Origin of the sequence: Stenotrophomonas cyclobalanopsidis, from assembly GCF_008710035.1 — a bacterium.
GTDB lineage: Bacteria > Pseudomonadota > Gammaproteobacteria > Xanthomonadales > Xanthomonadaceae > Stenotrophomonas > Stenotrophomonas cyclobalanopsidis.
On the sequence record NZ_VYKI01000024.1, the window covers coordinates 1 to 15,496 of the forward strand.

General features: G+C 68.4%; 7 protein-coding genes. 5 read left to right on the forward strand and 2 right to left on the reverse strand.

Translation table 11 applies throughout. The annotated features are described in order from the left end of the window. Positions 1-192: 192 nt before the first annotated feature. Positions 193-1,011, reverse strand: coding sequence for an NADPH-dependent 7-cyano-7-deazaguanine reductase QueF (queF, locus tag FJU31_RS15265; RefSeq protein WP_150455500.1), 819 nt, complete (start codon positions 1,009-1,011; stop codon positions 193-195). A gap of 531 nt (positions 1,012-1,542) precedes the next feature. Continuing rightward, a complete protein-coding gene (locus FJU31_RS15270; RefSeq protein WP_150455501.1) occupies positions 1,543-2,862 on the reverse strand; it encodes a M20 family metallopeptidase in 1,320 nt (439 codons plus the stop codon). Positions 2,863-3,049: 187 nt separating this feature from the next. Between FJU31_RS15270 and FJU31_RS15275 the strand changes: the two genes are divergently transcribed. From FJU31_RS15275 to yccS, 5 genes are all read left to right on the forward strand, one after another. Further along, complete coding sequence (locus FJU31_RS15275; RefSeq protein ID WP_150455502.1) at positions 3,050-4,291, forward strand: efflux RND transporter periplasmic adaptor subunit; 1,242 nt, start codon at positions 3,050-3,052, stop codon at positions 4,289-4,291. Between the two features lie 74 nt (positions 4,292-4,365). After that, a complete protein-coding gene (locus FJU31_RS15280) occupies positions 4,366-7,599 on the forward strand; it encodes an efflux RND transporter permease subunit (RefSeq protein ID WP_150455503.1) in 3,234 nt (1,077 codons plus the stop codon). 31 nt (positions 7,600-7,630) lie between these two features. Beyond that, positions 7,631-10,753: an efflux RND transporter permease subunit gene (locus tag FJU31_RS15285; protein ID WP_150455504.1), complete on the forward strand. Its 3,123-nt coding sequence runs from the start codon at positions 7,631-7,633 to the stop codon at positions 10,751-10,753. Between the two features lie 246 nt (positions 10,754-10,999). Further along, positions 11,000-13,057, forward strand: coding sequence for a TonB-dependent siderophore receptor (locus tag FJU31_RS15290; RefSeq protein ID WP_150455505.1), 2,058 nt, complete (start codon positions 11,000-11,002; stop codon positions 13,055-13,057). 152 nt (positions 13,058-13,209) lie between these two features. Further along, on the forward strand, positions 13,210-15,390 hold the full coding sequence (yccS, locus tag FJU31_RS15295; protein ID WP_150455506.1) for a YccS family putative transporter: 2,181 nt from the start codon (positions 13,210-13,212) through the stop codon (positions 15,388-15,390). Positions 15,391-15,496 lie beyond the last annotated feature (106 nt).

A 15,496-nucleotide genomic window follows, 5' to 3' on the forward strand; every position in this document is an offset into this window, starting at 1 on the left:
CCTGCGACCCGCGGCAGCGCCGGGCCGGGCCCGGCGGCTTTGGCTCTGGCCGCTTCGCTCGCCGCGCATGGCCCGGCGCTACCCATGACCGCCTGCGAATCTCGGTAGCGCCGGCCGCTGGCCGGCGGCGTCGGCTCTGGCCGCTTCGCTCGCCGGGCGTGGCCCGGCGCTACCCGTAACCGCCTGCGGCGGTTACTGGCGCAGCTCGCGGAAGGTCGCGGCCGGGCCGGCGATACCGTGGCTGGCACGCCAGGGGTTGATGTCCAGGCCGCCGCGACGGGTGTAACGCGCTTCCACTTCCAGCCACTGCGGCTGGCAGCGCGCGGACACCTCGCTGAAGATGCGCTCCACGCACTGCTCGTGGAACTCGGCATGCTCGCGGTAGCTGACCAGATAGCGCAGCAGGCCGGCGTGGTCGATCTTCGGGCCGCGGTAGCGGACGCTGACCGTGGCCCAGTCCGGCTGGCCGGTAACCGGGCAGTTGGATTTCAGCAGGGACGAGACCAGGGTCTCCTCCACCACTTGGCCGGCATCGGCAGCGAGGTAATCCGCCTGCGGCGGGCCGTAGCAGTCGATCTCCACGTCCAGCCCATCGATTGATTCGCCCAGCGGCGCCTCGACCAGAGGCGGCAGGCCGAACTGCACCTGCACCGGCGCACCCGCACAGGCCGACAGATCGGCCACCAGACGCTCCCGCACTGCGTCGGCGCTGTCGATGCGGGTGCTGTTGAGGGAGTTCAGGTACAGCTTGAAGGACTTCGATTCGATCAGCCGCGGCGAGGTGCACGGCACCTTCACGGTGGCGACGGCCACCTGCGGCTTGCCTCGCGGGTCGAGCCAGCTCAGTTCGAAGGCGTGCCAGCGGTCGTGGCCGACGAACGGCAGCGCGGCGTCATCGAGGCCGATCTCGGCGCGGGCGCCGATGCGGGGGATGGGAAACAGCAGGCCGGGATCGTACTGCGACGGGTAACTGACCTCGCGACCGAGGCTGGAGTCCTGGGGGGTGTTCATGGCGCGCATTGTATCGCGGCGGGGGTGGGCCTTCGGCCGGGTCAGCCAACGGCGGAGCCCCTCCGTGGTGGTTAAGAGCAGGATCCCGGGGTTGGCCGGGAGGGTGGGTTGGCCGGGGGACGCCGTGAATCCGTCCATGGAGGCTCGGTCGCCGCATCCATGCGGCTCACGCCCCCAGCCAACCCACCCTCCCGGCCGCGGACAGTTCCCCGCGCCACCACGGGAAAGATCAGGAAAATCAAAATCAAAAGCAAAAGCCGATCCTTCAGACGTTCATGTCGTCCGCCGTGCCGACCAACGGTCGGCACCCACCAACCGCAGCTGGCACCAACAGCCGCGGGAAACTGTCGGAGGCGGGGTGGGTCCGGTGGCAGGGGCGTGAGCGCCATGGATGGCGCGACCGAGGCTACAGGGACGTACTTGCGCCGTCCCCTGCCACCGGACCCACCCCGCCATCCCATGGATAGCCCGCTTTTGACGTTGACGTTGATCTGCAGCGGGTGCAGGGCTGCAAGCCCTGCCGCTAGCCCCTTACCCCGCCGGGGTGGCAGCACCGTTCAAGTAATCCAGGCTCACCTGCATCAACGCCCGGAACCCGACATCCAGTGCCTTCTCATCCAGCAGGAACTTCGGCGAATGATTCGCCGGCGCCGTCGCCGGGTCGATGCCCACGCTGGTCGAACCGACGAAGAAGAACATGCCCGGCACTTCCTTCGCGTACAGCGAGAAATCCTCCGCCCCCATCTGCAGCGGCGGCTCGTACACGTTGTCCTTGCCCACCACCGCCTGCAGGCTCGGCAGCATCTTCGCGGTCAGCGCCGGGTCGTTCACCGTCGCCGGGTTGCCTTCCGACTCGTAGATGTCGGTCACCGCCTTGGCACCGTGCGCGGCCGCGGTGTGCTCGGCCACGTTGCGCAGGTCGGCGAAGATCTGCTGGCGCATGCCCTCGTCGAAGGTGCGGATGGTGCCGACCATCTCCACTTCATCGGGAATGATGTTATAGCGGATGCCACCGTTGATCGCGCCGAAGGTCAGCACAGCCGGCTGCTTGGACAGGTTGGTGCGGCGGCTGACGATGGTCTGCGCGGTACCAATCAGGTCGGCGGTGGCCACGATCGGGTCCACGCCGTTCCACGGTGCCGAGCCATGGGTCTGGCGGCCGATCACCTTGATGCCGAAACGATCCGACGCCGCCATCAACGGGCCGCCACGCACCGCGATCTGGCCCGCCTGCACGCTGGAGAACACATGCAGGCCGAACACCGCCTCCGGCTTGAAGTCAGCAAACAGGCCTTCCTTCAGCATCAGCGCGGCACCGCCCTCTTCCGGCGGCGGTGCGCCTTCTTCGGAGGGCTGGAAGATCAGCATCACCTGGCCCGGCAGGTCCTTCTTCATCGCCACCAGCGCCTGCGCCACGCCCAGCAGGGTGGCGGTGTGCGCATCGTGGCCGCAGGCATGCATCACGCCCACGGTCTGGCCGCGGTACTGCGCGGTGGCCTTGGACGCAAACGGCAGGCCGGTCTGTTCGGTCACCGGCAGCGCGTCCATGTCCGCGCGCAGGGCGATCTTCGGGCCGGGCTCGCCACCTTCGATGATCGCCACCACACCGTGGTGGGCGATGCCGGTCTTCGGCTTCAGGCCCATCGCGCGCAGGCGCTTGGCGACCTCGGCCGAGGTTCGCTCCTCGCGGTTGGACAGCTCCGGATGCGCGTGGAAGTCACGCCGCCACTCCACCACCTGGGCCTGCAGGCGCTGCGCGGCGGCGGTCACCTCCGGGCGCTCGGCCTGCTGGGCGTGGGCAAGGGTCGGCAGGGCCAGCAGCAGGGCGGACAGCAGCAGGGAACGGCGCATCGGTGAGTCTCCACGTAAGGGGTCTGCACCTGAATGTAGGCCAACACCGCCCCCACGGGAACCTCCTCCGCCGGGACCGGTCTCAGGGCCCGTCCCATACGTCATGCAGGAAACGTAGCGCGCCGCAGGTATGCTTTGCGCATTGCCAACCGGGGTCCGCCCCGTCCAGCCCTCTTGGAGTCCTTGAATGTCACGTGTTTGGAAGATCGTGCTGCTGGTCGTGGCAGTGCTGGTGCTGGCGGTGGTCGGCGTACGCGTCCTCGGTGGCGGCAAGGACAAGGCGGGTGGGCAGGCCGCAGGCGCGCGCCAGGGCGGTGAGGATCCCGATGCCGGCCCGGTGCCGGTGACCGTGGTCGATGCGACGCGCCAGGACGTGCCGGTGTATGCCAGCGCGCTGGGCACGGTGACCGCGATGAACACCGTCACAGTCAGCCCGCAGGTCGGCGGCCAGCTGATGAGCATCCATTTCCGCGAGGGCCAGGAAGTGAAGCAGGGTGACCTGCTGGCGCAGATCGACCCGCGCAGCGCCCAGGCCAGCTACGACCAGGCCGTGGCCGCCAAGCGCCAGAACGAAGCGTTGCTGGCCACCGCACGTTCCAACTACCAGCGCTCCAATGCGCCGGAGTACCGCCAGTTCGTCGCCAAGACCGATCTGGATACACAGCGAAATCAAGTGGCACAGTACGAAAGCGCGGTGGCCGCCAACGAAGCCAGCGCGCGTGCCGCGCAGGTGCAGCTGCAGTACACCCGCATCACCGCGCCGATCTCGGGCATCGCCGGCATCCGCGCGGTCGACGCAGGCAATGTGGTCAGCGCTGGTACCGCGCTGGTCACCCTCACCCAGATCCACCCGATCCACGTGCTGTTCAACCTGCCCGAGCGCCAACTCGGCGACGTGCGCCAGGCCCAGAACGCCGGCGCCGTGCCGGTGGCCGCGCTGGACCGCGCCGATTCGCACGTGCTGTCCGGTGACGGCAAGCTGGACGTGGTCGACAACCTGATCAGCGCCGACAGCGGCACCTTCAAGGCCCGCGCGATCTTCGACAACACCGACAACGGCCTGTGGCCGGGCCAGTTCGTCAACGTGCGCATGCAGCTGCGCACGATCGGCGGCGGCGTGGTCATCCCCACCCAGGCGGTGCTGCGTGGCCCGGACGGCGAGTACGTCTATGTCGTACAGGGCGACAACACGGTGAAGATGCAGACCGTGCGCAGCGGCGTGGAAGTGGGCGACAGCCAGGTGCAGATCGCCGAAGGCCTGAAGGGCGGCGAGCGCGTGGTCAGCGAAGGCCAGTTCCGCCTGAAGCCGGGCAGCAAGGTGACCGCGCTGAAGCCGGGCGAGACCCCGGCCGCGCCGACCGAGGCCGAACTGAAGGCCGCCGAACAGAAGAATGGCGGCGGTGGCCGTCGTGGTGGTGGCCCGCGCTGAGCGCAGGCCACCCTTTCCTTTCGCGCCGGCCTCGCAGCCGGCGCTGCCATTGAAGCGCCAGCAAGGATCAGTCCGTGGGCTTTTCGACGATCTTCATCCGCCGTCCCATCGCGACCTCGCTGTTGATGGCGGGTCTGTTGCTGCTGGGCATCCTCGGTTACCGCAAGCTGCCGGTGTCGGCGCTGCCGGAAATCGATGCGCCCAGCCTGGTGGTCACCACCCAGTACCCGGGTGCCAACGCGACCACCATGGCCTCGCTGGTGACCACGCCGCTGGAGCGCCAGTTCGGGCAGATCTCCGGGCTGGAACTGATGACCTCCGATTCCTCGGCCGGGTTGTCGACGATCATCCTGCAGTTCTCGATGGACCGCGACATCGACATCGCCGCGCAGGACGTGCAGGCGGCGATCCGCCAGGCCACCCTGCCCTCCTCGCTGCCGTACCAGCCGGTCTACAACCGGGTGAACCCGGCCGACGCGGCTATCGTCACCCTGAAGTTGACCTCGGACACGCGCCCCCTGCGTGACGTCAACAACTACGCCGACTCGATCCTCGCCCAGCGCCTGTCGCAGGTGCAGGGCGTGGGCCTGGTGTCGATCGCCGGCAACGTGCGCCCGGCCGTGCGCATCCAGGTCAACCCGGCGCAGCTGTCGAACATGGGCCTGACCATGGAGGAGCTGCGCAGCGCGCTCACCCAGGCCAACGTCAATGCGCCCAAGGGTTCGTTGAACGGCAAGACCCAGTCCTACAGCATCGGCACCAACGACCAGCTGGCCAGCGCCGCCGAATACCGCGACACCATCATCAGCTACAAGAACGGCCGTCCGGTGCGGTTGTCCGACGTGGCCGACGTGGTCGATGGCGTGGAGAACGACCAGCTGGCCGCCTGGGCCAACGGCAAGCCGGCCGTGCTGCTGGAAGTGCGCCGCCAGCCGGGCGCCAACATCGTGCAGACCGTCGAGCGGATCCGCGCGATCCTGCCGCAGCTGCAGGGCGTGCTGCCGGCCGACGTGCACCTGGAAGTCTTCAACGACCGCACCGAGACCATCCGCGCCTCGGTGCACGAAGTGCAGTTCACCCTGATCCTCACCATCGGCCTGGTGGTAGCGGTCATCTTCGTGTTCCTGCGGCGGTTCTGGGCCACCATCATTCCCTCGGTGGCGGTGCCGCTGTCGCTGGCCGGCACCTTCGCGGTGATGGCCTTCACCGGCATGTCGCTGGACAACCTCTCGCTGATGGCGCTGGTGGTGGCCACCGGCTTCGTGGTCGACGATGCGATCGTGATGATCGAGAACATCGTCCGCTACATCGAGCAGGGCAAGAGTGGCAAGGAAGCGGCCGAGATCGGTGCGCGCCAGATCGGCTTCACCGTGCTGTCGCTGACCGTCTCGCTGGTGGCGGTGTTCCTGCCGCTGCTGCTGATGCCCGGCGTCACCGGCCGCCTGTTCCATGAGTTCGCCTGGGTGCTGAGCATCGCGGTCGTGCTGTCGATGCTGATCTCGCTGACGCTGACCCCGATGATGTGCGCCTACCTGCTCAAGCCCGACGCCCTGCCCGAGGGCGAGGACGCGCATGAGCGCGCAGCGGCGGCCGGCAAGCAGAACCTGTGGACGCGCACCGTGGGCCTGTACGAGCGCAGCCTGGACTGGGTGCTGGGCCACCAGCGCCTGACCCTGGCCGTGGCCGGCGCCGCGCTGGTGCTGACCGTGCTGCTGTACGTGCTGATTCCCAAGGGCCTGCTGCCCGAACAGGACACCGGCCTGATCACCGGCGTGGTCCAGGCCGACCAGAACATCGCCTTCCCGCAGATGGAGCAACGTACCAGGCAGGTGGCCGAAGCCCTGCGCCAGGACCCGGACGTGACCGGCGTATCGGCCTTCATCGGCGCCGGCAGCATGAACCCCACGCTCAACCAGGGCCAGCTGTCGATCGTGCTGAAGGAACGCGGCGAGCGTGACGGCCTGGAGGAGATCCTGCCGCGCCTGCAGAAGGCCGTGGCCGGCATCCCCGGCGTGGCGCTGTACCTCAAGCCCGTGCAGGACGTGACCCTGGATACCCGCGTGGCCGCCACTGAGTACCAGTACTCGCTGTCGGACGTGGATTCGGCCACCGTGGCCACCCAGGCCACGCGCCTGACCGAGGCGCTGCGCAAGCGCCCGGAACTGGCCGACGTCGACAACAACCTGTCCAACCAGGGCCGTGCCCTGGAGCTGAACATCGACCGCGACAAGGCCAGCGTGCTGGGCGTGCCGATGCAGACCATCGATGACACGCTCTACGACGCGTTCGGCCAGCGCCAGATCTCGACCATCTTCACCGAGCTCAACCAGTACCGCGTCGTGCTGGAAGTCGCACCGGAGTTCCGTACCAGCACCGCGCTGATGGAACAGCTGGCCGTGGCCTCCAACGGTGCCGGCGCACTCACCGGCACCAATGCCACCAGCTTCGGCCAGGTCACCTCGTCCAACTCGTCCACCGCCACCGGTATCGGCGCGCAGAACACCGGCATCACCGTCGGTGCGGGCAACATCATCCCGCTGTCGGCGCTGGCCGACAGCAAGGTCACCAGCGCGCCGCTGGTGGTCAGCCACCAGCAGCAGCTGCCGGCGGTGACGGTCTCCTTCAACATCGCCCCGGGCTATTCGCTGTCCGATGCGGTCAAAGCCATCCAGGAAACCAAGGACAGCCTGGACATGCCGGCGCACCTGCATGCTGAGTTCATCGGCAAGGCGGCCGAATTCACCGGCAGCCAGACCGACGTGGTGTGGCTGCTGCTGGCCTCGCTGGTGGTCATCTACATCGTGCTGGGCGTGCTGTACGAGAGCTACATCCACCCGATCACGATCATCTCGACCCTGCCGCCGGCCGGCGTCGGCGCGCTGCTGGCACTGATGGTGTGCGGCCTGAGCCTGTCGGTGGATGGCATCGTCGGCATCGTGCTGCTGATCGGCATCGTCAAGAAGAACGGCATCATGATGGTCGACTTCGCCATCGAGGCGCGCCGTGCCGGTGCCAACGCGCACGAAGCGATCCGCCGCGCCTGCCTGCTGCGCTTCCGCCCGATCATGATGACCACCGCTGCGGCCATGCTCGGCGCGCTGCCGCTGGCGCTGGGCACCGGTATCGGTTCGGAGCTGCGCCGCCCGCTGGGCATCGCCATCGTCGGCGGCCTGCTGCTCTCGCAGCTGGTCACGCTGTACACCACGCCGGTGATCTACCTGTACATGGAACGCTTCTCGGAGTGGCTGGCGCGCCGCCGCGAGCAGCGCGCCCTGCGCGACGGCACCCTGCAGGAGCCGCAGGCATGATCCACGCCCCGCTGCTGCGGGGGGCCGCACGATGAACCTGTCCGGTCCCTTCATCCGCCGCCCGATCGGCACCGCGCTGCTGGCCATCGGCCTGTTCATGATCGGCCTGATCTGCTACCTGCGGCTGGGCGTGTCGGCGCTGCCCAATGTCGAGATCCCGGTGATCTTCGTGCATGCCAACCAGGCCGGCGCGGACGCGGCGACCATGGCATCGACGGTGACCGCACCGCTGGAACGTCACCTTGGCCAGCTGCCGGGCATCGACCGCATGCGCTCGTCGAGCTCGGAAGGCAGCTCGCTGGTGTTCATGATCTTCCAGAGCGACCGCAACATCGATTCGGCCGCGCTGGACGTTCAGACGGCGATCAATTCGGCACAGGCCGACCTGCCCTCGGGGCTGGGTTCGCCGATGTACCAGAAGGCGAATCCGAACGACGACCCGGTCATCGCCATCGCCCTGACCTCGCAGACGCAGTCCGCCGACGAGCTGTACAACGTCGCCGATTCGCTGCTGGCCCAGCGCATCCGCCAGATCAGCGGCGTGGCCTCGGTGGACATCGCCGGTGCCTCGACGCCGGCCGTGCGCGTGGACGTCAACCTGCGCCAGATGAACGCCCTCGGCCTGACCGCCGACGACCTGCGCAATGCGGTGCGCGCGGCCAACGTGACCTCGCCCACCGGCTTCCTCAGCGACGGCAACACCACCACGGCGATCATCGCCAACGATTCGGTGGCGCGCGCCGTCGACTTCGCCGAGCTGGTGGTCAAGACCCAGGGCGATGGCCGGGTGATCCGCCTGAAGGACATCGCCAACGTCTACGACGGCCAGCAGGACGCCTACCAGGCCGCGTGGTTCAACCACAAGCCAGCCGTGGTGATGTACGTGTTCACCCGCGCCGGCGCCAACATCGTCGAAACCGTGGACCGGGTGAAGGCGCAGATTCCCGCGCTGCGCGACTACCTGCAGCCCGGCACCACGATGACGCCGTACTTCGACCGTACGCCGACCATCCGCTCGTCGCTGCATGAAGTGCAGATCACCCTGCTGATCAGCCTGGCCATGGTGGTGCTGACCATGGCGCTGTTCCTGCGCCGGCTGGCGCCCACGCTGATCGCCGCCGTGACCGTGCCGCTGTCGCTGGCCGGTGCCGCGCTGGTGATGTACGCGCTGGGCTTCACCCTCAACAACCTGAGCCTGCTGGCGCTGGTGATCGCGATTGGTTTCGTGGTGGACGATGCCATCGTGGTGATCGAGAACATCATGCGCCACCTCGACGAAGGCATGCCGCGCATGCAGGCGGCCTTCGCCGGTGCGCGCGAGATCGGCTTCACCATCGTCTCGATCACCGCCTCGCTGGTGGCGGTGTTCATTCCGCTGCTGTTCGCCAGCGGCATGATGGGCGCGTTCTTCCGCGAGTTCACCGTCACCCTGGTGGCGGCCATCGTGGTGTCGATGATCGTCTCGCTGACCCTGACCCCGGCGCTGTGCAGCCGCTTCCTCAGCGCGCATGACCACACCGCCGCACCGTCGCGCTTCGGCCGCTGGCTCGATGCCGGGCATGACCGCATGCTGCGCATCTACACGGTGTTCCTGGACTTCTCGCTGCGCCATGCGCTGCTGCTCTCGCTCACCCCGCTGATCCTGATCGGCGTCACCATCTTCCTGTTCGGCGCGGTGAAGAAGGGCGCGTTCCCGCCGCAGGACACCGGCCTGATCTGGGGCCGCGCCAACTCCAGCGCCACGGTGTCCTTCGAGGACATGGTGGCCCGCCAGCGCCGCATCACCGACATGCTGATGGCCGACCCGGCGGTGAAGACCGTGGGGGTGCGTCTGGGCAGCGGCCGCCAGGGCTCCAGCGCGCAGTTCAACGTCGAGCTGAAATCGCGCAAGGATGGCCGCCGCGAGACCACCGCGCATGCGCTGGCCCGCCTGAGTGCCAAGGCCGACCGCTATCCCGACCTGCAGCTGCGCCTGCGCGCGATCCAGGACCTGCCCAGCAACGACGGTGGCGGCAACAGCCAGGGCGCGCAGTACCGCATCTCGCTGCAGGGCAACGACCTGGCCGCGCTGCAGGAATGGCTGCCCAAGCTGCAGTCGGCGCTGAAGAAGAACCCGAAGCTGCGTGACGTCGGCACCGACGTCGACAACGCCGGCCTGCGCCAGAACATCGAGATCGACCGCGCCAAGGCCGCGCGCCTCGGCATCAGCGTGGGTGCGATCGACGGTGCGCTGTACGGTGCCTTCGGCCAGCGCCAGATCTCCACGATCTACTCGGACATCAACCAGTACAGCGTGGTGGTCAATGCGCTGCCGTCGCAGACCGCCACGCCGGCGGCGCTGGACGAGGTGTACGTGAAGGCACGCAGCGGCGAAATGGTGCCGATCACCGCGGTCGCCCGCCAGGCGCCGGGGCTGGCGCCGTCGCAGATCACCCATGAGAACCAGTACACGACGATGGACCTGAGCTACAACCTCGCACCCGGCGTCAGCGCCGGCGAGGCCAAGGCCATCATCGATTCGACGGTGGCGGGCATGCGCATGCCCGGCGACATCCGCCTGGCCGACGATGCGGGCTTCGGCTTCAATTCCGATCCCAGCGACATGCTGATCCTGGTGTTCGCGGCGATCCTGACCGTGTACCTGGTGCTGGGCATGCTGTACGAAAGCCTGATCCACCCGGTGACGATCCTGTCGACCCTGCCGGCGGCCGGCGTGGGCGCGCTGCTGGCGCTGTTCGGCACCAACACCGAACTGTCGGTCATCTCGATGATCGCGCTGGTGCTGCTGATCGGCATCGTCAAGAAGAACGCGATCATGATGATCGACTTCGCCCTGGTGGCGCAGCGCGAGCATGGCCTGGCGCCGCGCGAGGCGGCACGCGAGGCCAGCATCGTGCGCTTCCGCCCGATCATGATGACCACGATGGTGGCGATCCTGGCGGCGGTGCCGCTGGCGATCGGCCTCGGCGAGGGCTCGGAGCTGCGCCGTCCGCTGGGCATCGCGATGATCGGCGGCTTGCTGTTCTCGCAGAGCCTGACCCTGCTGAGCACCCCGGCGCTGTATGTGATCTTCTCGTGCCTGGCCGAGCGCTGGCGGGCACGCCGCGCGCGCAGGCGCGAAGCGAAGCTGCTGAAGCGCGCGCAGCGCGCGTGACGGGATCCGCCGGGCATGGCCCGGCGCTACCGGGTCCGGTGGGTGCGGACCGTTGGTCCGCACGCCTCCGGGTTTGACGGGCCGTAACGAAAAGAGAACAATTCGCATCCAGCCACGGTCCTGCGCCGCCTCCCCCAGCGACGCCCCGCTGCCGCTTGCCGGCACGCCTGCGTGATCCCAGCCATCGACCCCTTCCCTTCCGCCACCGCGGACGGTCGTACGCTGTCCGCGAAGGATCCCCCACCGATGCTGCCCACCCGTTCCCCCCGCCTGGCCGTGCTGGCCATGGCCCTGTCCGCCGCCTGTGCCGCCCACGCCGAAGCCCCGGCCGACACCCGCAGTGCCACCGACCTGGATGCGATCAAGGTCACCGCCGAACGCACCCATACCGAAGCCGGCGCCCTCGGCGACCGCGCCCTGCGCGATACCCCGTTCGCCATCACCGCCGTCGGCCGCGAGCAGATCGAGCAGCGCCAGGTCGTTTCGCTGGGCGAAGTCTTCCTGTTCGACCCGTCGGTCACCACCCAGGTCAGTGCCTACGCCAGCGGCTGGAGCTCGCCGATCCGCAACCGCGGCATCGACCTGAACTACGACAGCTACCGCGTCAACGGCCTGCAGGTCTCCTCGTGGGGTACCGAATGGCCGCTGGAAGTGATGGAGCAGGTCGACCTGCTGAAGGGCCCCGGCGGCTTCCTGTACGGCTTCGGCGCACCCGGCGGTATCGTCAACTACATCACCAAGAAGCCGACCGACACCACCACCTTCAGCGCCCAGCTCGGCTGGCGCGAACAGGGCATCGCCAGCGGCGGCGTGGATGTCGGCGGCCGCTTCGGCAACGAGCAGATGTTCGGCTACCGCTTCAATGCGTACCAGGAGAAGGGCGAGACCTTCAACGGTGGCCATGTCGACCGCAAGGTCGGCGCGCTGTCCTTGGATGCGCGCCTGAGCGATGCGCTCACCTGGACCTTCGACGGCGTGTTCCAGTCGCGCGACCTCAGCGAGGAATCGCCGCAGTACTACTTCATCGGCCTGACCTCGCTGCCGCGCCCGATCGCCGGTGACGTCGACAACAGCGTGCCCGGCACCTACTACGACACCCGCTCCAGCCTGCTGTCGACCGCCCTCAACTGGCAGATCAACAGCGACTGGAAGGCCAGCCTCAGCTACGGCGTCACCACCTCGTGGAATGACGTCAACAAGATCTTCGCCTACATCGACGATGTGAACGGCGACTACGACGTGAACGTGTACGAGCTGGGCGGCAAGAGCGAGTGGAAGCTGGCCCAGGCGCTGGTGCAGGGCAGCTTCCGCACCGGCCCGCTGCAGCACCAGCTGGTGGCCGGCGTCAGCCACCAGACCGGGCTGGGCTGGGACCGCCCCTACGAGTGGAGCAACATCGGCCGCGCCAACCTCTACCAGCGTTCGGCCATCCGCCACGACGCGGTGGGCTCGCGGGTGCTGAGCCGTGGCGATGAAACCGTGCAGCAGGCGGCCTTCGCCAGCGACACCATCGATTTCGGCGGCGGCTGGTCGGTGCTGGCCGGCTGGCGCTACAACGACTTCGAGACCAAGGGCAGCTACCACACCTATCCGGTCACCCCGACCTACGCGGTGATGTACAAGCCCAGCGACGCAGTGACCCTGTACGCCAGCTACATCGAATCGCTGGAAGCCGGCAGCCGCGTCGGCAACACCTACATCAATGCCGGCGATGTGCTCGACCCGACCATCAGCAAGCAGTACGAGATCGGCGCGAAAGTGGAAGCACCGCGCTGGAATGCGAACGTGGCCGCCTTCCGGCTGGAGCGCGGCGCCAACATCGACCTGCTGACCGACGCCGGCAAGTTCCTCGTGCAGGATGGCATCACCCTGTATGAAGGCGTGGAAGCCAGCGCCGACCTGCACCTGAGCGATGCGCTGACCGTCGGCGGCGGCGTGACCTGGCTGGACCCGACCTACGACAAGCTGTCCGCAGCCAGCGCCTCGCAGGAAGGCAACCGCACCGCCGGCGCAGCCCGCTGGAGCGGCGTGCTGCACGCCAACTACCAGCTGCCGTGGGTGGACGGGCTAGAAGCCTATGCCGCCGTGCGCTACTACGGCGATGTCTGGTACGACGCCGACAACACCCTGAAGCTGCCCGACTACACCCTGGTCAACGCCGGCGTGGGCTACCACCTGGTCGCCTCGGGCCATCCGGTCATCCTGCGCGCCAGCGTGGAGAACCTGGGCAACCGCACGTACTGGTCGAACGCAAGCGTCGGCCTGCCGCGTACCTTCGCGGTGAGCGTGCGCTGGGAGATGTAGCCGAATTCGGTAGCGCCGGGCCATGCCCGGCGGTTCTGCCTGTCCGCCGCGCATGGCGCGGCGCTACCGGATTCGGTGGTTGGTCCGCACATCGCCCCCCCATTTCACGCCCACACCGCAATAATGGGGGGCATCCCGCCCCCCGAGCCTGCATGTCCACCCGCGAATCCCGCTTCAGCCGCCTGTGGGCACACGAAAAGGCCAGCTACGGCCTGCGCGTCTTCATCGCCCTGACCACCGCGCTGGGCGTGTGCTGGCACCTGGACGCGCTGCCGGCCCTGCCCGGGGTGTTCCTCGGCATCATCGCCAGCGCCATCGCCGAGACCGATGACAACTGGTGGGGCCGCACCAAGGCCGTGCTGCTGTCGCTGCTGTGCTTCTGCATCGCGGCCGCCTCGGTCATCTGGCTGTTCCCGCTGCCGTGGGTGTTCATCGGCGCACTGGCACTGTCCACGTTCTGCCTGACCCTGCTGGGTGCGCTGGGCGAGCGCTACGCATCCATCGCCCAGGCCACGGTGACCCTGGCCATCTACACCATGATCGGCCTGGAGCAGCACGGCGGCGCCGACGATCTGACCCGCGCCGTGGAAGCGGCCAGCCACCTGCTGATCGGCGCGGTCTGGTACGGCCTGCTGTCGATCCTGTGGACCGCGCTGTTCGCCAACCGCCCAGTGCGCGAACGGGTGGCCCGCCTGTACGTGGAACTGGGCCGCTACCTGCAGTTGAAGGCCACCCTGTTCGAGCCGGTGCGCGAAGCCGACCTGCAGCGCCGCCAGCTGGACCTGGCCGAACAGAACCGTCGCGTGGTCGGCGCGCTGAACGAAGCCAAGGCCGCGATCCTCGCCCGCTTCGGCCGCTCGGGCCGCCCGGGGGTCAATTCCGGCCTGTACCTGCGCCTCTATTACACGGCGCAGGATTTCCACGAACGCGCCAGCTCGTCGCACTATCCCTACGGCGCGTTGGTCGACGCGTTCTTCCACAGCGACGTGCTGTACCGCTGCCAGCGCCTGCTCGACCTGCAGGGCCAGGCCTGCGCGCGCCTGGGCGAGGCGATCCGCCTGCGCCGCCCGTTCGTGTACGGCGAAAGCAACCAGCAGGCCGGTCGTGACCTGGCCGATGCGCTGGCCTACCTGCGTGACCAGCAGCGCCCGCAGTGGCAGCGCCTGCTCGGCTCGCTCGACCTGCTGGTGCACAACCTGCGCAGCATCGAGCGCCGCCTGCTTGATGCCGAACGTTCCGAAGCCAGCCTGGACAACGTCGATACGCGCCTGCGCGACAGCAATCCACATACCCTGCGCGAGATGGGCGTGCGCATCCGCCAGCAGCTCACGCCGGGCTCGGTGCTGTTCCGCCACGGCCTGCGCATGGCGGTGGCGCTGGTCGCCGGCTTCCTCGCCATCCGCCTGTTCGACGCGCAGCACGGCTCGTGGGTGCTGCTGACCATCGTCTTCGTGTGCCGGCCCAACTTCGGCGCCACCCGCCAGCGCCTGGCCCAGCGCGTGGTCGGCACCCTGGCCGGCCTGGTGCTGACCTGGGCGCTGCTGCAGCTCTTCCCGCAGCTGCACGTGCAGCTGCTGATCGCCCTGCTGTCGGCGCTGCTGTTCTTCTACAACCGCACCGATCGCTACCTGGTGGCCTCGGCAGCGATCACGGTGATGGCGCTGACCTGCTTCAACCTGATCGGCGACGGCTTCGTGCTGATCGTCCCGCGCATGGTCGACACGGTACTGGGCTGTGCCATCGCCGCTGCCGCTGCGTTCCTGATCCTGCCCGACTGGCAGGGCCGGCAGCTGCACCTGGTGCTGGCACGGGTGCTGGATACCGCCTCGCGCTACCTCGATTCGGTGCTGGGCCAGTACCGCAGCGGCATGCGCGATGACCTGGCCTACCGCATCGCCCGCCGCGACATGCACAACGCCGACGCGGCCCTGTCCACGGCGCTGTCGAACATGCTGCGCGAGCCCGGCCACGTGCGCCGCAACCTCGATGCCGGCTTCCACTTCCTGGCCCTGTCCAACACCCTGCTCGGCCATCTGTCGGCGCTGGGCGCGCATCGCGACCAGGTGGACAGCTACGCGGGCGACCCGCTGGCCCTGGCCGCCGGTGAACGCGTGCGCAAGGCCCTGCAGCACTTGGCCACCGCCCTGGCCGCGCGGCAGCCGGTGAGCGAGGAAGACAACGATGCTGACCGCGCGGTGGCCGCCGAACTGGAACAGATTGAAGAGGCGATGCCGCCGAAGCTGCAGTTGATCCGCACGCAGATGGCGCTGGTGCTGCGGCTGCTGCCGAAGGTGCGCGCGGCGGCCAATGAGGCGGTGCGCAGCCTGACCTGATCGCGACGCAGGGGGGAGGCGGGTGCCTGTGCCTGTAGAGTCGAGGGGGGGGGGGGGGGGGGGGGGGCCCCACGGGCCTCGGGGGGGGCGGGAGCCCGGCCCCGCC

Coding starts and splice junctions, on each gene's coding strand:
- queF (WP_150455500.1), bottom strand. CDS start 1,011: ATGAACACCCCCCAGGACTCCAGCCTCGGTCGCGAGGTCAGTTACCCG.
- FJU31_RS15270 (WP_150455501.1), bottom strand. CDS start 2,862: ATGCGCCGTTCCCTGCTGCTGTCCGCCCTGCTGCTGGCCCTGCCGACC.
- FJU31_RS15275 (WP_150455502.1), top strand. CDS start 3,050: ATGTCACGTGTTTGGAAGATCGTGCTGCTGGTCGTGGCAGTGCTGGTG.
- FJU31_RS15285 (WP_150455504.1), top strand. CDS start 7,631: ATGAACCTGTCCGGTCCCTTCATCCGCCGCCCGATCGGCACCGCGCTG.
- FJU31_RS15290 (WP_150455505.1), top strand. CDS start 11,000: ATGCTGCCCACCCGTTCCCCCCGCCTGGCCGTGCTGGCCATGGCCCTG.
- yccS (WP_150455506.1), top strand. CDS start 13,210: ATGTCCACCCGCGAATCCCGCTTCAGCCGCCTGTGGGCACACGAAAAG.